General features: G+C 51.7%; 15 protein-coding genes. 13 read left to right on the top strand and 2 right to left on the bottom strand.

Annotation, left to right across the window (positions count from 1 at the left end):
• Window positions 1–11: 11 nt before the first annotated feature.
• Window positions 12–698 carry a FadR/GntR family transcriptional regulator gene (locus FW415_RS22830; RefSeq protein ID WP_148389418.1) on the top strand — a complete coding sequence of 229 codons (687 nt, stop codon included), beginning with the start codon at window positions 12–14 and terminating at the stop codon, window positions 696–698.
• A 105-nt stretch (window positions 699–803) separates the two neighbouring features.
• On the opposite strand, the gene FW415_RS22825 is transcribed toward FW415_RS22830, so the two are convergent.
• Both FW415_RS22825 and FW415_RS22820 read right to left on the bottom strand, forming a co-directional pair.
• Entirely contained in the window at window positions 804–1,406 is a 603-nt protein-coding gene (locus FW415_RS22825) for a mobile mystery protein B (protein ID WP_148389417.1), read from the bottom strand.
• Complete coding sequence (locus FW415_RS22820) at window positions 1,397–1,858, bottom strand: mobile mystery protein A (RefSeq protein WP_148389416.1); 462 nt, start codon at window positions 1,856–1,858, stop codon at window positions 1,397–1,399. Before FW415_RS22820 ends, FW415_RS22825 begins: the two co-directional genes overlap by 10 nt.
• Before the next feature lie 417 nt (window positions 1,859–2,275).
• On the opposite strand from FW415_RS22820, the gene FW415_RS22815 reads away from it, so the two are divergent.
• The 12 genes from FW415_RS22815 to glpK all read left to right on the top strand — a co-directional run bounded on the left by FW415_RS22815 (window position 2,276) and on the right by glpK (window position 19,774).
• A complete protein-coding gene (locus FW415_RS22815) occupies window positions 2,276–3,511 on the top strand; it encodes an exo-alpha-sialidase (RefSeq protein ID WP_148389415.1) in 1,236 nt (411 codons plus the stop codon).
• Window positions 3,512–3,650: 139 nt separating this feature from the next.
• A complete protein-coding gene (locus FW415_RS22810) occupies window positions 3,651–6,959 on the top strand; it encodes a SusC/RagA family TonB-linked outer membrane protein (RefSeq protein WP_246858842.1) in 3,309 nt (1,102 codons plus the stop codon).
• 27 nt (window positions 6,960–6,986) lie between these two features.
• Window positions 6,987–8,459: a RagB/SusD family nutrient uptake outer membrane protein gene (locus tag FW415_RS22805; RefSeq protein ID WP_148389413.1), complete on the top strand. Its 1,473-nt coding sequence runs from the start codon at window positions 6,987–6,989 to the stop codon at window positions 8,457–8,459.
• Window positions 8,460–8,474: 15 nt separating this feature from the next.
• Window positions 8,475–9,641, top strand: a complete 1,167-nt coding sequence (locus tag FW415_RS22800) for an exo-alpha-sialidase (protein WP_148389412.1) — start codon at window positions 8,475–8,477, stop codon at window positions 9,639–9,641.
• A 13-nt stretch (window positions 9,642–9,654) separates the two neighbouring features.
• A complete protein-coding gene (locus tag FW415_RS22795; RefSeq protein WP_148389411.1) occupies window positions 9,655–10,809 on the top strand; it encodes an exo-alpha-sialidase in 1,155 nt (384 codons plus the stop codon).
• 9 nt (window positions 10,810–10,818) lie between these two features.
• The gene (locus FW415_RS22790; protein ID WP_246858841.1) at window positions 10,819–11,787 is read left to right on the top strand and encodes a dihydrodipicolinate synthase family protein; all 969 of its coding nucleotides are present in this window, start codon (window positions 10,819–10,821) and stop codon (window positions 11,785–11,787) included.
• A 217-nt stretch (window positions 11,788–12,004) separates the two neighbouring features.
• Window positions 12,005–13,516: a LamG domain-containing protein gene (locus FW415_RS22785; RefSeq protein WP_148389410.1), complete on the top strand. Its 1,512-nt coding sequence runs from the start codon at window positions 12,005–12,007 to the stop codon at window positions 13,514–13,516.
• A gap of 52 nt (window positions 13,517–13,568) precedes the next feature.
• Complete coding sequence (locus FW415_RS22780) at window positions 13,569–14,630, top strand: galactose oxidase (RefSeq protein ID WP_246858840.1); 1,062 nt, start codon at window positions 13,569–13,571, stop codon at window positions 14,628–14,630.
• Between the two features lie 4 nt (window positions 14,631–14,634).
• Window positions 14,635–15,912 carry an MFS transporter gene (locus FW415_RS22775; protein WP_246858839.1) on the top strand — a complete coding sequence of 426 codons (1,278 nt, stop codon included), beginning with the start codon at window positions 14,635–14,637 and terminating at the stop codon, window positions 15,910–15,912.
• Window positions 15,913–16,058: 146 nt separating this feature from the next.
• Window positions 16,059–17,477, top strand: coding sequence for a glycoside hydrolase family 125 protein (locus FW415_RS22770; RefSeq protein WP_148389409.1), 1,419 nt, complete (start codon window positions 16,059–16,061; stop codon window positions 17,475–17,477).
• Between the two features lie 437 nt (window positions 17,478–17,914).
• Window positions 17,915–18,265 (top strand): PadR family transcriptional regulator, encoded by a 351-nt coding sequence (locus tag FW415_RS22765; protein WP_148389408.1) that lies wholly within the window; start codon window positions 17,915–17,917, stop codon window positions 18,263–18,265.
• Window positions 18,266–19,774 carry a glycerol kinase GlpK gene (gene glpK / locus FW415_RS22760; protein WP_246858838.1) on the top strand — a complete coding sequence of 503 codons (1,509 nt, stop codon included), beginning with the start codon at window positions 18,266–18,268 and terminating at the stop codon, window positions 19,772–19,774. It abuts the gene before it with no gap.
• The last annotated feature ends 56 nt before the right edge of the window (window positions 19,775–19,830 follow it).

Genomic DNA, 19,830 nt, shown 5'->3' with positions numbered 1-19,830 from the left:
ACTTGGAATCTATGGTTAACGGAATAAAACCCCTTTCCTCCAAATCGATGGCTGAGCGTGTGGAGACAAGCCTCAGAGAATATTTCGCCAGGGAGTCTTTCAAACCCGGAGACCCCCTCCCCACAGAATTGGAACTGGCAGCTGCGTTAGGAGTGAGCCGGAATGTGGTCAGAGAAGCATTGAGCCGTTTTAAAATGTTAGGGATTATTGAAACGAAAAAGAAGACCGGCATGGTCATTTCCAATCCTGATATTGTAGGCACCTTTGAAAAGGTACTGAACCCCGAGATCATGGATGAGGCTACCCTGCAGGACCTGTTCGAGCTGCGGCTGGTGCTGGAAACGGGTATTGCCGACCTGCTGTTTATCCGCAAGACGAAGAAGGACCTGGATGAGCTGGAAGAGATCGCCGCGAGGGAAGTAAAAGGCAATAATTTCCGCATCAGTAATGAGATTGCCTTTCATGGAAAACTCTATGAAATGACGGGCAACAATACCCTGAAAAGATTTCAGACCTTGCTGCTGCCTATTTTCGGCTATGTAATGAAACTGGAGAACAAGAAATATATCTCCGGGAAAGTGACCCATCAGGGGCTGGTGAAGATACTGCGGGAAGGGACGCCGGAGGAATTCAAGCAGGGAATGGTATCTCACCTGCAACCGCATTTCGACCGGGTCAGGAAGCTCAAGAAGCCCTGAGCGGCGGTGTCGGACGTTCGTGGAGCTGTATGGTATGGGAGCGGCCGGGAGCCGTTGGGGAAGGGTATTTTCAATTATCATGCTGTTAAACCTGCCCAACCAATCTTATGATCGCGCAAAGCGTATCAACGGTTCGAAATCTCCGCGATCTGCTGCGCGCAACGCGGCAAGATATAAAGCGCGATATTCATTATGGCTGACAAGATTCTGCCGTCCCCAAGTAAACACCTCTCCGCCGAAAATCTTTTCTATTATCACATCTGCAATCAGGCGCGAATGCCGCCCGTTTCCATTTGCAAAGCAATGGATGCTGACGATGCGGTGCTTGAAGCGAATGGCGATTTCATCAGAGCCGTATATATTATTATCCATCCAGTATTTGCAGTCATCCAGTAAGATGCGCAATTCGATACCGATCTGGTATTTATCCACTCCGATATTCTTATTCGAGTTTCTGAATGATCCGGCCCAGCGCCAAACCTCACCCAACATTTTTACATGAAGCTCCTGCACGAATGCTTCGGTCAGAACTTCATTAGCAGTGAATTTCTTGCGGCGCTGAACGGTCCACCGGATCGCTTCTTCGATGTTGCGCTGCTCCACTTCATCCAGTTCACCCCTTGTGGTGACGGATGGAATAAGCAGCCCTTCTTTTTCATCTTCATCGAGCGGGGTCTGTCCGTCTTGGTATTCAACCGCTAATCCCATAATTTTTTTGGTTCGCGTTTAAGTTCTTCCATCATTTCTTCCACGGCCTGATTCAGCCGCACTGAACTGTTTTCTTGATCTTCCAGCTTCATCGTTGTGGAAGTACGATAAATGATTTTAAGCGCCAGCTCACGGGCATGCCATTCGATCATCTTTTCCAGCGAGCCGTCTTTCGGTAAAAAACCGTAAACCAGTGTCATATTCAAGGCTTCCCCCGCTTCCCTTAAGGATTTGAGTGTGATAGAACCTTCTTTCTCACGGGTTTCGACTTCGAGTACGCTCTGCGGTGTCATCGACATACGTTTGCCGAGTTGCCGGAGTGACATTTGCAACGTTTTGCGAATCGTGCGAATCCAGCCATCTTGCGGCATAGAGAAGCCCTGCAAGGGCTGTAACCCTTCCATTTTCTTATCCAATTGCCGGATGACCAATAAGCTGTTTTGTAGTTTCATAAGGCTATGCCCTTAAAATTATTACACAAATATAAGGTAATAGCCTTAAATATCAATATTTATTTTAAGGCTATACCCTTAAAATAAAATTGACAAAAACCGGGGCTTATAAATCCCGCTAATCCGAAAAGTAATAGAAGGTAAGCTTCGATAGGACAGTAGAGAATGAAGCGGCGGCTCCACACATTTTTCTATTTCGGTCCTAATAGCTGCTTCCGGTTGTTTCATTTTTTGCGCGGCCGTTATGCTGTAACCGAACACGGTTATCCATCCACAGCCACCCATATCCACATCAACCTCCACCGCCGCATCTCCATCCCCCTCCAAATAAAAAACACCTAAAACTTTTGATTTTTAGAAACAATACCTACATTTGTTATGTAGAACATAACTACTAATTATCATAATTCTTCCGTTATGAAATTCACATACCAATCAACAGCGGGCTGCTCCCTGCTGGCAGCAGCTTTATTCCTGCTTCCCGCCTGCACTAAAAAGCTCGAGCAAAATACCCGGATCGGCCTGGAAGATGAAAGTATGTCTGTAGTAGCGGCTGCCGCAGCACCCCAATCCCATTCTTATCTGAAACTGTTCGACGGCGGCCCCTCCGGCCAGCATTCCTTCAGAATACCTTCCATCGTTAAAACCAGGAACGGTACCCTCATCGCCATGTGCGAATGCCGGCGCTGGAATAACTCCGACTGGGGAGACATCAACGTCGTGTTCAAACGCTCATTCGACAATGGCGCCACCTGGACGCAGATGGGAGAGATCGCAGCTTCCGGGAACGGTACCTGGGGAAACCCTACTTCCGTGTACGACCCTGCCCAGGGCTCCAACGGAAGGGTATGGGTATTCCTCTCCTGGAACGACGGCACCCACACCTCCATGAGCACAATAGATAGCTGGGGAGACAGAAAAGTATATTCCTGCTATAGCGACGACCACGGCGCCACCTGGTCTGCCCCGGTTGACAGAACATCCACCCTTCTTCCTCCGGGCTATGCCTGGGACGCGATGGGCCCGGGCATCGGCATCGTCACACAGTTCAACAACCCGGGAAGGCTCATCATCCCGGCGCTCAGACGAAATATCTATAGCGACGATCACGGCGCTACCTGGCAATATCAGCTGATCCCCGGCGGAACGGATGAAGGCACCATCATAGAACGCATGAACGGTACACTGATGCGTAACGACCGCCCTACTACCAGCCAGTGGGAAGCGTCCAAACGCAGAAGGATCTCCACCGGCACCATCGAAGGCGGTTTCTCCAGCTTCACCTCAGACGGCACATTGCTGGACCCTAAATGCCAGGGCTCCATCCTCCGGTATAATACCGACAGCCCGAACCGCATCGTTTTCCTCAATTCCGCCAGCACCGTCACCCGCGGGAAAATGAGAGTACGCATCAGCTATGATAACGGACAGACCTGGCCCATCAGCCGCCGGATATACGACTGGCTGACCGAAGCACAGGCACAGGCGCAGGGCAAAGGCGGATACTCCAGCATGATCAAAACGGCGGACTATCACGTCGGCGCACTGATCGAGATCAATGAAGATACCGGCAACAACAGCACCAGCCATCGTTCCATAGAATTTCACAAATTCAATCTGCCCTGGATGCTCAACGGCAACCCGGAACCATAACATACTATCGCTCAACCGCGGATAAACACCAACATCCGCTGCATAAAACGAAAAACAATCCATCGCTGATATTTTCATTTATAAACATACTGAGATGACATTATTTAGATTTTGTTGCTTCTTTCTATTCCTCTTCGGAATGCATGAATGCTACAGCCAGACCCCGGGATTTACTGTCCGCGGGAGTGTGCGGGACTCGGCTAACAATGAACCCCTGATCGGCGTGAGCATCTCCGTCAAAGGCAATCCCACCAAGGGGACGGTCACCAATTCTGAAGGGAGGTTCAGCCTGCAGGTAGCTACCGGGAATGAGGTCCTGCAGGTCAGAATGATGAACTATGCCACAAAAGAAATCCCTGTCAACAAAGTGGCGGAGCATAACATCGTGCTGTCCGAATCGTTCTCCGAACTGGGGGAAGTGCTGATCGTGGGGTACACGGAACAATCTACCAAAAAGAACACCGCAGCCATTTCCAGGCTGGATGTGGCGGAGCTGAAGAACAATCCCAATCCTAACCCCGTGCAGGCACTGCAGGGGAAAGTTGCGGGCGTGTCCATTCCCATTACACAGGGCCAGCCGGGCATCGGCGCTACCAATATCATTATCCGCGGCGGTACCAAACCGAATGTGTATGGTTCCGGCCTGGGCAATAACAACGGCGCCTCCGTAGGCGCTTCTGAGGGGAGCAATCCGCTCGTGGTCGTGGATGGCGTGTTCAGATCGATCAACGACGTGAACCCGGATGATATCGAATCCATGCAGGTCATGAAAGATGCGGCTTCTACCGCTATCTATGGCGCGCGCGGCGCCAACGGCGTTATCGTCATCAAAACAAAAAGAGGTAAGCTGAACTCCCGGTCCAGCATCACACTCAGCCACAGGACCACCTGGGAAACACAGGCCCGGGACTACGACTACCTGTCCGCCGAGGAATACCTCCGTCTGGCACGTATCACCGTGGCCAACACTTCCGATAATATCGACAAGAACAATCTGCTCTACAACGGCGGTTTTTCCGCCGGCACCCGCATCTACACCAGGCCGGGCGACTACGGGAAAAACGTATATCTCACGGCCCTGTACGATAACATCATGCAGGTGGAAGGGGCCGATTATGTCAACAATCTCCTCGCCAACGGATGGCGGGTAATGGACGATCCCATCAATCCCGGTACCAAGCTGTTGTATGCGGATAACAATTATCAGGACATGCTCTGGAAAACCGGTGTCAGCAACACGGAGAACGTTACGCTCAGCGGTGGTACGGATAAAGCGGATTATAACTTTTCCATGGGGTACACTGACCAGAAAGGCATCCTGGTGGGAACGGCCTACAAACGTTACAATGCACTCGGCAACTTCGGTTACCAGGCTTCCGAAAACCTCAAGCTGGATTTCATGGTGAACTACCAGCAGGTGAAGCCCAACTATGTTGATGCCTACCAGAATGACCTGGTAAGGGGCGTCCGTATTACGCCACTGATCAGGATATTCAAGGATGACGGCAATCCGGCGCCGGGAGAGTTGTACACTGTAAGGAACCGCTTCCACACCCTGAAATATGACGAAATGAGGACCAGCACCGAAAGGATGGTCACCCGGGTAGCGGCGGACCTGAAGATCATCAAAGGGCTGCATTTCAAACCTTCCCTTTCCTATGTGATCGATGATTATACGGAGCTGTTCATGAGAAAAGCCACGCCGCAGGACGAGATACAACCTTCCATGCAGCGTTGGAAAGATGACTACACCAACAACTCCCGCCAACTGATGATAGACCAGGTGCTGCAGTATGATTTCAGCGTGCAGAAAGACCACAACTTCTCCGTGCTTGCGGGTGTGAATTACACCAGAAATACCAACCACGTAAAAGATATGGGCTCCCAACGGGCCACCAACGACTACATCTTCACGATCGATGAACCCACTACCACCAATATCAACGGATCTGTATTCAGCAATGTGGTGGATTTTGCGACCAACCTCGGAGAAACAAGATCTGCCAGTATGTTCGGCCAGTTCAGCTACGATTATAAAATGAAGTACCTGCTTGGTGGTTCACTGCGTTATGATGGCTTCTCCAATTTTGCGCCTGATAATAAATATGCCTTCTTCCCTTCACTGTCCGCAGGCTGGAATATCGACCGGGAAGATTTCTGGAAGCCCAATAATGTGGTGAGCGGCCTGAAGCTCCGGGGCAGCTGGGGCGCCGCGGGCCTGAGCGGCCTCAGTCTCGCTGATACCTACGGCCGGTACTCCGCAGTGAGCTACGGCATGTATGCGGGCATCCTCCGTTCCGGGTTGTCCAACCCCAACCTGGTATGGGAATCCACCGTTACTACGGACCTGGCGGTGGATGCATCTTTCTTCCGGAACAGGATCAACCTGTCCGTTGATTATTATAACAAACTCACCAAAGACCGGCTGACATCCAAGCCGCTTCCCTCGGAATCACCGTTTACCTCCATCGCGTATAACAACGGAGAGTTGCAGAACCGCGGCATTGAAGTGGCGATCGGCGGAACGGTGGTACAGACCGCTTCCTTTAACTGGCATGCCAATTTCTCATTTGCCTTTAACAGAACAACGATCACCAAACTGCCTGACAACGGCCGTTTAAAGAACCGCCAGGGCGGGGATATTGTTTTTGACAAAAATACCGGGAAAGAAATGGAAGCGGGTGGCCTTGCCGAAGGGGAACGCCCTTATGCCATCTATGCTTATAATGTGCTCGGGGTATTTGCCTCGGATGAAGAAGCGGCGGAGTGGAACTCCCGCATCAAGGATAACCTGGCTTCTCCGCAAGGTATCATCGTTGGCAAGAAAGGGGGCGACTTCATCTTCGAAGATGTTAATAACGATGGGGTGATCGATTCGAAAGACCAGGTATTCATGGGCTACCGGAACCCTGATAAAATGGGCGGTATCCAGAACACCTTCACCTACAAGGGATTTTCGCTGCGTGTGAATGCGGATTATGCGCTTGGCCACCTGATCAGTAATGGCGCGCTGGCCCGTTCTATGGGGCAGGGCAGGGCTTTCAACGAAGGCGCACCTTCCCAGGCTTTAGGTTCGGATGTATGGAAGAATCAGGGAGATCAGGGTAAAAAGTACGCGCGTTTCTCTTTTGCGGACTATGATTTCGGGCAACGGAACTACCTGCGCAACGGTTCTCTGGGCAATAACAGCAGCTACAATTCCGATGTATCCGTGATGTTCGAAAAAGGCGACTTCCTGGCACTGCGCGAGATCACGCTGTCATACGATTTTCCTTCCGCCATTACCAGCAAGTTCAGGGCCACGGGGCTGAATGTGTTTGCCAGCGTTTACAACGTAGGCTTCCTTACGGCATACCAGGGGCTTAACCCGGAGATCTACAGCGGTTTTGATCCGGGTGGATATCCCAGGCCCCGCCAGTATTCCCTGGGTGCAAATTTGAAGTTCTAGAATTTTGGTTATTAAAACAGAAGCGATATGAAGCGTCTTTTTTTAAATATATTGATGGTGGCCTTTTCGGCATCTGTCATCTCCGGATGTGATGCCATACTGGATGTCAAACCGCAGTCCAGCATCACAGAGCAGGTTTTTTTCAAGAATGAAAGCGATTTTGAACCGAACGTGGTGGGCATTTACACTGTATTGCGCAGTCTTGCCAACAACGTAACATATGGAACGGAAAGAGGGGAAGAATTGATCTCCGCCTCCAATTCCAGGTTCACCGTAGCCTGGTCGCATACGTTGTCTCCTTCATCAGGTGCTATTAACTATGCGGAATGGTATCGCGGTATCGGGCATTGCAACCTGCTGCTGGACAAGATCCAGGACTTTTCTTTCAGTTCCAATCCCGATCTGAAAAAGAAGATATTGGCAGAAGCCTATGCACTGAGGGCATTCTTTTACTTCCATCTGATCAGGGTCATTGGTGATGCACCGATCATGCTGGAGGCGGTAGTGGATGAAAATGTGCCGTTGCTTTCCCGCTCACCGGCCGCCGATGTGATGGAACAGATTCAGCTTGACCTGGATGCATCGATAGCACAGTTCACATCAATGACCCAGTTCTCGAAAAGCAGTTATCCCTCGAAATACCGTTTTGCCTATGGCTCGGTACAGGCATTGAAGGCGGATGCTTTGCTGTGGAGCGCGAAAGTGCTGGGCGGCGGAAATGCCGATCTTGAAAAGGCGATAACGGCGATCAACGAGATCGAAGCTACCGGCCTGGACCTTAATGATGATTTTACTGATGTATCCGGTGTAAGGGCGGCAGGCAACAAAGAAGTGCTGATGGCGGCCTATTATCAGCGGGATGAAACTCCGGGCGGCAACTACGCGAAAAATGCACTGCCCTTCCTGTCCATCGTTCAGGGAGCGCTGAACCTGGACCAGATCCCGTATGCGGTTTCCTCAGGTAACGGGCAGGGCGCTTACCAGATCAGTCCGCTGTCCAGATCATTATTCACTAACCCGGCGGACAAACGTATTCCCGGCACCTGGGTGTTGGAAATGCAGGCCACCGGCCCTAAAGTTTCCTGGATCACCAAATACCCCGGCACCAAATATGCAGATGACCGGATACCGGACAATGACCTGATCCTTTACCGCCTGGCGGATGTGTACCTGATGAAAGCAGAAGCCTATGCTGCAATGTCCGATATCCCCAATAGCGTGGAATACCTGGATAAAGTAAGGGATCGCGCGGAAACAGGCGCTTACACCGGCTCTATGAATAAAGCTGATGTGGAAAGAGAAATACTGAACGAACGCGGCCGCGAACTGTTCTTTGAGAACAAGCGCTGGTTCGACCTGGTACGGTTCCACCTGGGCGGCACCATCGATGTGTACACCTATGTGCCCAACCTGGCGGGAAAGACCACACCGCTGTTCTGGCCTCTGAACACCACTGTATTTGCGAATAACCCGAACATCGGCCAAACGGACGGGTACTAAAAAAAGAAAGTAATCATGAAGCAATCCGGTATAAAAAAACTCATTTCTCTTTTACTGATCTTTCATGCTGCCAGCGCATGCAATGATGATAATAATGAACGTATTTTTCCCAAACTGGAGGCGCCCGGCTCGGTGTTGCCCCACGTTTTTCAGAAAGGAACGGAGGGCTACAGCTGCTTCCGCATCCCGGCTATCGTGATGACGAAGTCCGGCACACTGCTGGCTTTTGCGGAAGGAAGAAAGAATGATTGCAGTGACGAAGGTGATATAGACCTGGTGCTGAAACGCTCCGCTGATACCGGGAAGACCTGGAGCAAACTCAGCGTTGTATGGAGCGATGGGGAGAACACCTGCGGCAATCCCTCTCCGGTGATCGACCAGGCTACCGGCAAGATCCATCTGCTGATGACCTGGAACAAGGGTGAGGATGATATCGGAAAGATCAACGCCGGCACCAGCGTTGATACGCGACGGGTGTACCTGACCGCTTCTTCGGATGATGGGCTGAGCTGGGATGCGCCCAAAGAGATCACTTCCACCGTGAAACAATCCAACTGGGGATGGTATGCCACCGGCCCCTGTCACGGTATCCAGGTTGCCGAAGGTCCGCATAAGAACAGGATGATCGTGCCTTGTGATTATATTGAGGTAGGAGCGGGGAGAAGGGGTAACTCGCATATCATCTATTCTGACGATGCCGGTGCATCCTGGGAACTGGGCGGTATTGTTCCGGTAGTGCCCGGCCTGAACCCCAATGAAAGCACCATTGCGGAGCTTCCCGGCGGTAAATTGATATTGAACATGCGGGTAGGCAACAATAACAATCAGCGTTTATCCAGCACGAGCACAGATGGCGGTATGACCTGGACACCACCCGTACAGGAGCCTTCGCTGACAGACCCCGTTTGCCAGGGCAGCTTGCTGAACGCCACCATCAATGGAACGTTCATGCTGTTCTTTTCCAATCCTGCCAGCACCACCCGTACCAGTATGACCATCAAATTGAGCATGGATGAAGGGCTGACCTGGAGCAAAAAGAAACAGGTGTTCAACGGCCCTTCCGCGTATTCAGACCTGGTATTGCTGTCCGACGAAAAAGTAGGATTATTCTATGAAGCAGGCGTAGGGCATTATAATGGAGGCATCGCCTTTAAATCCGTAGCGATCACTGATATCAAATAAAAAGAGCATGGACATGGAGCACAAGAAATTTTTAGCGTTATTCTTTTTTGCCGCAGCATTGATCGGGCAGGCATGCCAATCCACAAAGCATGCGGCCGGCAGTACTGCGGAAGAAAGCGTGGTGGTCTTTGAGCCGGACAGTGTGTACGCCTCCGCAAGGATACCCGCGCTGGTGATGACAAAAAAACAATCCCTGCTGGCGTTTTGCGAAGGCCGGATCGGCAGCGCGAGCGACTGGGCGGATATGAACCTCGTTATGCGCCGGAGCACGGATGATGGGAAAACCTGGAGCAACATCGTGATCATCGACAGCAACAAGAAAGCCCCCGTGGGTAATCCTGTGCCGATCGTTGATGACAGGGGAACCGTACACCTGCTGTACCAGAAGGATTATAATGAAGCGTTTTACACCTTTTCCACCGATGACGGCCTTACCTGGTCTGCCCCGGTCAATATTACCCAGGTGTACGAAGATTTCAGGCCGCGGTACGACTGGAAGGTGCTGGCCCCCGGTCCTGGTCATGGCATTCAGCTGCAGAACGGTAGACTGTTGTCCGCCGTATGGCTGGCAAATTCCGCCAAGCTCACACCAAGGAGAAGCCATCATCCGTCCTGTGTAACAACCATCTACAGCGATGATCTGGGAAAGACCTGGAAGCTGGGTGAAATGGTAGCGGACAATTCCCCCGAGATCGCGAATCCCAATGAAAGCATGCCCGTGCAGCTGCCGGACGGCAGAGTGCTGCTCAGCATCCGTAATCCCTCGCCGGTAAAAAGAAGGGCCTTCAGCACCAGCAGCGACGGGATCAGCAACTGGAGCCCTGCAAGGTTCGAAGAGGAACTTTTTGATCCGGTATGCATGGCCAGCATCATCAGTGTACCGGCCGGCAAAAAAGGGCAGCAGGCTTTGCTGTTCATTAATCCGGATAGCCGGGACATCGAGAAAACCCCGCGGAAAAATCTCACCGCCAAACTCTCTTTCGACAATGGCGAAACCTGGCCGGCGCAGATGGTGCTGGATAGCGGCGCCTCCGGTTACAGTGATGTGGCCGTGGGGAAGAACGGGCAGGTATATTGTTTATATGAGACCAATACCAATGGCAACAAAGGATTCAACTACAGTCTCGTGCTGAAGAAATTCAACGTCGGGCAGTTACTAAAAAAATAGAAAATAAACATGAAGACAATGCGTATTAAAGGATTGATAGCTGCGACATTCAGCACATTTAATGAAGACGGTAAATTGAATCTGGCCCTCATCCCCGCGTTGGTGGAAAAGCTCCTGCAGGACGGGGTTAAAGGCGTTTTTATCTGCGGCACCAATGGCGAAGGTCCCAATCTTACGATAGAGGAGCGGATGCAGATCGCTGAAGAATTTATAAAAGTGGTGAACAAGCGTTGCCTGGTGCTGGTGCATGTGGGCCATCCCTCCATTACAGAAGCGAGGAAGCTGGCGGCACATGCGCAAAAGATCGGTGCGGACGCCATTTCCGCGGTTGCGGCCTTTTATTTCAAACCGCGTTCTGTGGAGAACCTGGTGGATTGCATGGCGGAGATCGCATCGGCAGCCCCGGAAATACCCTTCTACTACTATCATATCCCCGTCATTACCGGCGTAGCAATCGATCTGCTGGAATTTTTAAGGCTTGGCGAAGAACAGATACCCAACCTGGCCGGTATCAAATATACCGCTTCTACCCTGCATGAATACCAGGCATGCCTGAACTACAAAGACGGCAAGTTCGACATCCTGTACGGATATGATGAACTGCTGCTGCCGGCATTGGCAGTAGGCGCGGAAGGCGCTATCGGCAGCACCTATACCTTTGCGGCGCCGCTGTATCTCCGGGTGATGGAATATTTCCGGCAGGGGAAGATCGCAGAAGCGCGCCAGATGCAGTTCCATGCTGTAAGAATGATCCAGTGCCTTTCCAGGTACGCACCCATACCCACACAAAAAAGTATCATGAAAATACTGGGCATGGACCTCGGCCCCTGCCGCCTGCCACTGACGAACCTGTCTGCCGCCGAGCAACAGGACATCAGCAGCTACCTGGATGCCATAGATTTCAGGAATGTGCTGGAGGCCGCTTCATCAGGGCTGACACCGGCCAATGGAACCGTTACAAGCAATATGCAAGTCTGAAGCAATAAACGGTGAATTGACCGGTTGTTTTCATCCGGTTGCTCACCATTAAAAATTATAACGGATGAAGCCGGCACAAAGGCTCCATCCGGCCCGTAAAAATTAAAACTTAAACGGATGAATCCGGCATGTTTGGCATAATCATTAAACACACGGAAAATGATTATGCCAAACATCTGAGGCTCCATCCGGCCCGTAAAAATTAAAACTTAAACGGATGAAAAGATTTTTTTGTATTCTCGTATGCCTGTTGAACATGATCCATTTTTCCTGCAGGAAGGATAAGACTTCTGCAGATGCCGCTATCGGGGAAGTGATCTTTGAAGCGGAGAAAGTGGAGATCAGCGCCGGGGACAGCATCGTCTTTAAAGATCTGACCGCGGGATATGTTACAAAATGGAAGTGGACGTTCGAAGGCGGTGCGCCGGAATCTTCCGCTTTATCCAGTCCGACAGTGGTGTACAGCACGCCGGGTATTTACGAAGTAACACTGGAAGTAATGAACAGCCATACGCAGAAAGTGCACACCTTGAAAGAATACATCAACGTCGATTATAACCGGGTGAAGGCGGACTTTTCTACGGCGGCGGATGTTGTCTTCAACGGGGAAGCAGTTACTTTCAAGGATTCCAGCAGCGGCGGGCCGGTGTCCTGGCAATGGGAATTTGTGCCGGTAAGCGGCGGTGCTGCTATTACTTCCACGGAACGTAATCCAGCCATTACATTCACCGATACAGGCTACTATAACGTCAGCCTTACGGCTGCCAATGACAAGTATTCAGACCAGGTGACGAAGAACAATTTTATCCGGATACTGGATGCCAGTTCCCTCAGCGCTGATTTCACCGCGGAACAGTCAGCCACCTACACCGGCGGTTCCATTCAGTTCAAAGATATTTCCATCGGCAACATCAACAGCTGGGAATGGACGATCGAAGGCCCGGAGAATTATACATTGACCGGCCAGCACCCGGTACAGACCTTCAATACGGCGGGGCGGTACAAAGTGACCCTGGAGATCGCCAATCCGGCGAATACTGCCGTCAAAACCGTGGAAGATTACATTCTCGTTATACCGGGTGCGGACCTTGCCGCGTTCTTTCCCTTTAACAGCAACATAGCCGATGCGGGCCCCAACGGTCTTTCTACCAGTACCATTGGCGGAGGTGTGACTTACAGCGGGGCAGACCGTTTCGGGAAACAGGGCAATACCGGCGTCTTCAGCGGAGCAACCGGTGTACTGGTAGCCGATGATGCCGCTACGAATTTCGGAACGGAGAATTATTCCATTTCCTGTTGGGTAAAAACATCGCTGACCAGCAAGATGATGATCTGGCAGGAATCCGGGAAAAACGGAATGAACGACAATCAAACCTGGCTGCGAATAGGGGACAATACCACAAGTCGCCAGACAAGGTTCAATGTGGAGGATAACACGGGATCGGCTTTTGTGAATCTGGGCGCGCCGGCAAAAGTGTCCGATAATGCCTGGCATCACATGGTTTGTGTAAGACAGGGCCAGACCACTTCCGTATATATTGACGGGCAACTGATGGGTTCAGCCAATGCCAGCAACCTGAAGACGGTATCCAACGGGCAGGATTTCAAGATCGGGTTTCAGGAGGGCGCAACGTCCAACTCCTCTTTCTTTAATGGTAATATAGATGATGTGATCATTTACAGGAAGGCACTGAGTGAAACGGAGATCACTGCATTATTTAATTTATAAAGTTTTCGTGAAGCAGATATCTTTTTTAATATTGATTTTTTCATCCTTGTGTATGTTGGAGAGTTGTATGACGCATACGGAGGCAAAGTATCACTGGGGTACTTTGCCTCCTGTACCGGATAGCACCGGTTTTGCAGGATCGTTTGCAGGTATTTCGAATAATGCGCTGATCGTGGCCGGAGGGGCCAATTTCCCGGACGGAGGAACGCCCTGGAATGGCGGAAAGAAAACCTGGTATGACCAGGTATTTGTACTGGAGCAGCCCGGCGGCCCCTGGAAAGTAGCGGGAAAGTTGCCCCGGCCTTTGGGTTACGGTGTTTCCATCACAACGGCCGGCGGCCTCTTGTGCGTCGGCGGCAGCAATGCGGAAGGGCACTACCCGGATGCTTTCCTCTTGAGATATGCCAACGGGGAGATCGCCATAACCGATCTGCCTCCGCTTCCTGTTCCGCTGGCAAATGCAAGCGGCGCGATGACGGACAGTTGCATTTATATTGCAGGGGGACTGAGCGCACCGGATGCCACGGAAACGGAGCAGGTTTTTTATATGCTGGACCTGAAGGAAGCGGAACAGTTGCGCGCCTGGCATTCCCTGCCACCCTGGCCCGGCCCTTCCAGGATGCTGGCGGTGGCCGGTTCGCTGGATAGCGCATTCTACCTGTTCAGCGGGGCGGAATTGCAGAAGGGAAAAAGAATTTATCTGAAAGATGCCTACCGCTATCATCCGGTCAGCGGATGGGAGAAATGTGCGGACCTGCCCCGTGCTGCGGTGGCGGCGCCCACACCGGCGTTCCGGTATAACGGCCATATGCTGTCCGTCTTTGGCGGAGATACAGGAGAGGATGCGGACAGTGCGGCTGTGCTCCGGGAAAAACATCCCGGCTTTGCCGATGATATCATCGCCTATGACCGGGAGGAAAATAAATGGGTGCAGCAGGGGAAGGTCCATACCCGTATGGAGGAAGACGCTGTTGCACATCCCAACAACAGCATATGGGCGCCGGTCACAGCTCCCGCTGTAGTCTGGAACGGCATGCTGGTGATTCCCGGTGGAGAGGTGCGCCCGGGTACAAGAACGCCTAATGTTTTAACCGCAGCTGTTGCTGCGCCATAAATCAATGGAGGGATCCACGATCATGAAAGACAAGAAATATTATCCATGGTTAGTCGTTGCTTTGCTCTGGTTCGTAGCCATGCTCAATTACCTGGACCGGCAGATGCTCTCCACGATGAAGCCTTCCATTGAAGGGGACATCAGCGCCCTGGAAAGCGCAACCAACTTTGGCCGTTTAATGGCGGTGTTCCTGTGGATATACGGCCTCATGTCACCTATTTCCGGTATGATCGCGGACAAGCTGAGCCGCAAATGGCTGATCGTAGGCAGCCTCTTTGTATGGTCTGCCGTTACGCTGCTGATGGGGTTTGCGCAGAACTTTGAACAGCTTTACTGGCTCCGGGCTTTAATGGGCGTGAGCGAAGCACTATATCTCCCTGCGGCCTTGTCGCTCATTGCGGATTATCACGGGTCAAAAACCCGTTCCCTTGCCGTGGGAGTGCATATGACCGGGCTGTACATGGGCCAGGCACTGGGTGGTTTTGGTGCTACCATTGCCGCCGCATATTCCTGGCAGGCCACCTTTCACTGGATTGGTCTGCTTGGTGTGGTGTATGCCGTTGTGCTGATACTTTTCCTGCGCGAAAAACGTCCGGATGCCCCGGGCGTTGCGGACGGCGGCAGTCGTGAGAAAGTGCCGCTTTTCAAAGGGGTGAAGGGCTTGCTCACTTTACTTCCCTTCTGGATCATCCTGCTGTATTTCGCTATCCCCAGTTTGCCGGGATGGGCGATCAAGAACTGGTTGCCGACACTTTTTGCGGGCAGCCTGCATGTGCCGATGAGCGAAGCCGGTCCCATTGCAACGGTCACTATTGCCATATCCTCGTTTATTGGCGTCATCGTTGGCGGTACTATGTCAGACCGCTGGGTGCAGCGCAACGTCAGGGGCCGGATATTTACCAGCGCCATAGGACTGGGATTGACCATACCCGCTTTGTTTTTACTGGGCGTAGAACAGTCCACTTACTATCTCGTAGCCTCGGCGTTTTGCTTCGGTTTCGGTTTCGGTATGTTCGATGCGAACAATATGCCTATCCTTTGCCAGTTCGTAGCCGCGAGGTACAGAGCTACGGCTTATGGGCTCATGAATATGGCCGGCGTTTTTTCCGGTGCATTCATCACCAACTTCCTCGGCAGATCTTCCGATGCGGGTAATCTGGCACGGGATTTTGCCTGGATGTCTGTTGTGATCATTGCTGCGGTCGGCATGCTGCTGATATTCCTGAAACCGAAGGTGAAAGACTTCGGGGAAATTGTCGCGCTCCGCCGCGATCTCCCGTGAAAATCGTTTTAGCAGGACCTTCCTGTTGCTAAATTTTAGCAGGGTAGCCGGTACATTTTATTTGTTAAAATGCTGTTGGAGTGGTTGAAATGTCGTATTTTTTCCACTTCTATAACAGTATTTTATCATTGCATTCCGTCTACATTATGATCAGAAGAAAATTCTTGCAACAATCCGCGTTACTTTCCTCCGCAGTACTCCTGCGCCCGGTATTGTCCTGGGCAAACACTGCTGATTTTCCTGTTGTGCGTATTCCCGCAGCGGAGCGCAAATTCCGCAGCGAAGCTGTTGAAAAAGCCATCGCCGCTGTAAAAAGCAAAAGCGGCAACCAGGAACTGGCCTGGCTTTTCGAGAACTGTTTCCCGAATACGCTGGACACCACCGTTGAATATGAAATGAAGAACGGCCGCCCGGATACCTACGTGATCACCGGAGATATCGATGCCATGTGGCTGCGTGACAGCACCGCACAGGTATCGCCGTACCTGCCGCTGGTAAAAGAAGATAAGGACCTGCAGCATCTGATAGCCGGTGTGATCAACCACCAGGTAAAATGCATCCATAAAGATCCTTATGCCAATGCCTTTTACAAGGACGAGAACAAACGCGGCGAATGGGCCACGGACCTTACCGACATGAAACCGGGCATTCACGAGCGCAAATGGGAGATCGATTCCCTTTGTTACCCGATCCGCCTGGCCTATCAATACTGGAAGATCACCGGCGATACCGCACCTTTCGATACCGCCTGGAAAGAATCCATAGCGCTTACGCTGAAAACATTCCGGGAACAGCAACGGAAAGACGGCCCCGGCCCTTATCACTTCCAGCGGAAGACTTCCTGGGCAACGGACGGCGTGCCGCTGGCGGGCTACGGTTATCCCGTAAAACCCGTAGGTCTCATCTGTTCTTCGTTCCGCCCAAGCGATGATGCCACCATCTATAACTTCCTCATTCCCTCCAACTTCTTTGCAGTAATCAGCCTCCGGCAGGCAGCGGAAATGCTGCAGGCGCTGCAGAAAGACGCCGCCCTCGCCGGCGAATGCCGTGCGCTGGCCACCGAAGTGGAGAACGCATTGAAACAATACGCTGTAGTTACCCATCCGCAATTCGGAAAGGTATATGCATACGAAGTGAACGGCTTCGGCAGCTTCAACCTCATGGATGACGCCAACGTGCCAAGTCTGCTGTCCCTCCCGTATCTCGGCGCCATAAAGCCCAATGATCCGGTATATGCGAACACCCGCAAACTGATCCTTTCTTCAGAGAACCCTTTCTTCTTTTCCGGCAAGGCCGCAAAAGGGATCGGAAGTCCGCATACCGGTGTAGACCGCATCTGGCCCATCAGCATTACCATGCAGGGGCTGACCAGCAACAACGAAGCAGAGATCCGTCAATGCCTGCAGACCTTGCAGAAATGCCATGCCGGCAAAGGTTTTATGCATGAATCTTTCCATCAGGACGATCCCGCAGAATTCACCCGGTCATGGTTCGCATGGGCCAATACGCTGTTTGGAGAATTTGTCTGGAAGGTCTTCAACGAAAGGCCGCATCTGCTGAAATGATCACATGATCCGGAATAATTTTTTTTGAAGGGCTGACCACATCACGGTCAGCCTTTCTTCATGTATTTACTAACGCCATTCACGGGCTAACAAAACCGGGATCAGTAGAATGAAAGGCTACCGGCTGATATGCGCAGATATCACCGCAGACTGGCTCCGGATCTTCCGGGCCGCAAAAAAGAAACTGGAAATTGAATGGATCATAAGTATGGTTTTACGGGTAAACAATTTGCTTAAACAGTCAACAAAAACAACAGTGCAATAATAAGTATTTCCTGCTAAATAAATTCTCATTTTAGCAGAATTTTTATCAAAAAATAAGGAATCCTAACTAACATGTATATACGCTTATTGGCCGGGACCTGCGTCCTGTCATTCTTCCGGCGGAATTGAATTAATTGCTTATTTTTATTCATCTTAATGTACCAAATTCCCTTATGGAGAATAAGCCAAATGCCTATTTCATCACCCGGTGGCAATCCCAGATAAAAAAAGGACTGTTCGAATATATCATTATGCTGCTCCTGCAGAAAAAGGAGCGGTACGGATATGAGCTGATCAGCGAGATCAAGCAGATGGCGGACATGGATATTGCCGAAGGAACGATCTACCCCCTGCTCAGCCGGCTTAAAAAAGAGAAGCTGGTGGATTCCCGATGGGTGGAGATGGATGAAGGTGTTCCCCGGAAATATTACAAGCTCACGGAGCTTGGCAATGAATATCTCGAAACCATGTATCAATACCTCGGTGAGCTGATGCAGGCCATCGCAGATCTGAAAAATGTGTAAATGTCGCAGCAAATGAACGGTCAAAAGAAATATATCCTCTCCCTCGATCTTGGTTCCAGTGCAGCAGGCGCTGTTTTATTTTCCCGACAGGGCCAGGTGGTCATGCAGGTGCAGAAAGAATATGAGAAATATTATCCCCAACCCGGCTGGATAGAAGTAGACCCCAACGAAATATGGTTCACCATGCTGTCCGCCATCGAAGAGCTGATCGGACGTGCAGGGATACAGGCAGCGGAAATAGCGGGCATTGGCATAGCCAGCCAGCGGGAAACCACTGTGATCTGGGACCGCAGTTCAGGAGAACCTGTTTATAATGCGATCCAGTGGCAGGACCGCCGCACATCCAAACGCTGCGATGAATTCCGGTACCAGGGCTTTTCCAGCCTTATCCGCCGGAAGACAGGTCTCATCCTCGACGCTTATTTCTCCGCCAGCAAGATATCCTGGATACTCGATCATATTAAGGACGGCCGCATTCGCGCGGAACAGGGCAAACTGGCTTTCGGTACCATCGATGCCTGGCTGGTATGGAAGCTTACCGCCGGTAAAACGCATGTGACCGATGTAACGAACGCTTCGCGCACCATGCTCTTCAATATACATACCCTGCAGTGGGATGAAGAGCTGCTGCGCCTTTTCAATATCCCGCATCAGCTGTTGCCTGATATCTGCTCCAACAGCGAGATCATTGCGGAAACCGAACCTTCTATCCTGGAAGCGGTTATTCCCATAGCGGCCATGGCCGGTGACCAGCAGGCCGCCCTTTTCGGGCAGATGTGCCTGGAGCCGGGCATGGTGAAGAACACTTATGGCAGCGGATGTTTTGCCCTCATGAATATTGGGTCAAAACCCATCATTCCGGAACAGCAGTTGCTGACCACCGTAGCCTGGCGCATCGGGGGAGAGGTGACCTACGCCCTTGAAGGCAGCGTTTTCGGCGGCAGCTCCGTATTCCGCTGGATCCGCGATGGCCTCGGGCTGATAGAATCAACAGCCGAGATAGAAGCCCTCGCCCAAACGGAGCCGGACAATGGCGGCGTGCTTTTTGTGCCTGCTTTGTCGGGTTTGGGAACACCGTACTGGGACCCCTACGCCCGCGGCATGATCATCGGTATCACCCGGGGCACCACCTCCGGCCATATCGCCCGCGCCGCCCTCGAAGGGGTAGCGCTCGGTATTGCCGATGCACTCGAGGCCATGGAAAAAGAAAGCGGCCGGGCCATCACCGCCCTGCGCGTTGCCGGAACTTCTGCCACGTATGAGTTTTTCATGCAGATGCAGACCGATATCCTCGGATATCCCGTCATGCGCCCGAAGGTAATGCCCGCCAGCGCTACCGGCGTGGCCTACCTGGCAGGACTGGCCACCGATTTCTGGACGATGGAGGAAGTCAGGGCCCAGTACACCATTGCCAGGGTCTTTGAACCGAACCCGCCCGCCCCGGGACAGACCGTGCTGCGTGAAAAATGGCAAAAAGCCATCGCACGCGTGAAGAACTGGGACTTTTAGCCAGTAATCAATCCGTTAAGGATATGCATATGACACAAATAACCCGTGAATAGCAA

Origin of the sequence: Chitinophaga sp. XS-30 (assembly GCF_008086345.1) — a bacterium.
In the GTDB taxonomy this organism is placed as follows: Bacteria; Bacteroidota; Bacteroidia; order Chitinophagales; family Chitinophagaceae; genus Chitinophaga.
The sequence above is the reverse complement of the archived record's forward strand: the minus strand, read 5'-3'. Positions and strand labels throughout refer to the sequence as shown.

Excerpts from the sequence above, each read along its gene's own strand:
- FW415_RS22815 (WP_148389415.1), top strand. The coding sequence starts at position 2,276 with ATGAAATTCACATACCAATCAACAGCGGGCTGCTCCCTGCTGGCAGCA.
- FW415_RS22795 (WP_148389411.1), top strand. The coding sequence starts at position 9,655 with ATGGAGCACAAGAAATTTTTAGCGTTATTCTTTTTTGCCGCAGCATTG.
- FW415_RS22785 (WP_148389410.1), top strand. The coding sequence starts at position 12,005 with ATGAAAAGATTTTTTTGTATTCTCGTATGCCTGTTGAACATGATCCAT.
- FW415_RS22790 (WP_246858841.1), top strand. The coding sequence starts at position 10,819 with ATGAAGACAATGCGTATTAAAGGATTGATAGCTGCGACATTCAGCACA.
- FW415_RS22765 (WP_148389408.1), top strand. The coding sequence starts at position 17,915 with ATGGAGAATAAGCCAAATGCCTATTTCATCACCCGGTGGCAATCCCAG.
- FW415_RS22800 (WP_148389412.1), top strand. The coding sequence starts at position 8,475 with ATGAAGCAATCCGGTATAAAAAAACTCATTTCTCTTTTACTGATCTTT.
- FW415_RS22780 (WP_246858840.1), top strand. The coding sequence starts at position 13,569 with ATGTTGGAGAGTTGTATGACGCATACGGAGGCAAAGTATCACTGGGGT.
- FW415_RS22810 (WP_246858842.1), top strand. The coding sequence starts at position 3,651 with ATGCATGAATGCTACAGCCAGACCCCGGGATTTACTGTCCGCGGGAGT.
- FW415_RS22775 (WP_246858839.1), top strand. The coding sequence starts at position 14,635 with ATGGAGGGATCCACGATCATGAAAGACAAGAAATATTATCCATGGTTA.
- FW415_RS22820 (WP_148389416.1), bottom strand. The coding sequence starts at position 1,858 with ATGAAACTACAAAACAGCTTATTGGTCATCCGGCAATTGGATAAGAAA.
- FW415_RS22830 (WP_148389418.1), top strand. The coding sequence starts at position 12 with ATGGTTAACGGAATAAAACCCCTTTCCTCCAAATCGATGGCTGAGCGT.
- FW415_RS22805 (WP_148389413.1), top strand. The coding sequence starts at position 6,987 with ATGAAGCGTCTTTTTTTAAATATATTGATGGTGGCCTTTTCGGCATCT.
- FW415_RS22825 (WP_148389417.1), bottom strand. The coding sequence starts at position 1,406 with ATGGGATTAGCGGTTGAATACCAAGACGGACAGACCCCGCTCGATGAA.
- FW415_RS22770 (WP_148389409.1), top strand. The coding sequence starts at position 16,059 with ATGATCAGAAGAAAATTCTTGCAACAATCCGCGTTACTTTCCTCCGCA.
- glpK (WP_246858838.1), top strand. The coding sequence starts at position 18,266 with ATGTCGCAGCAAATGAACGGTCAAAAGAAATATATCCTCTCCCTCGAT.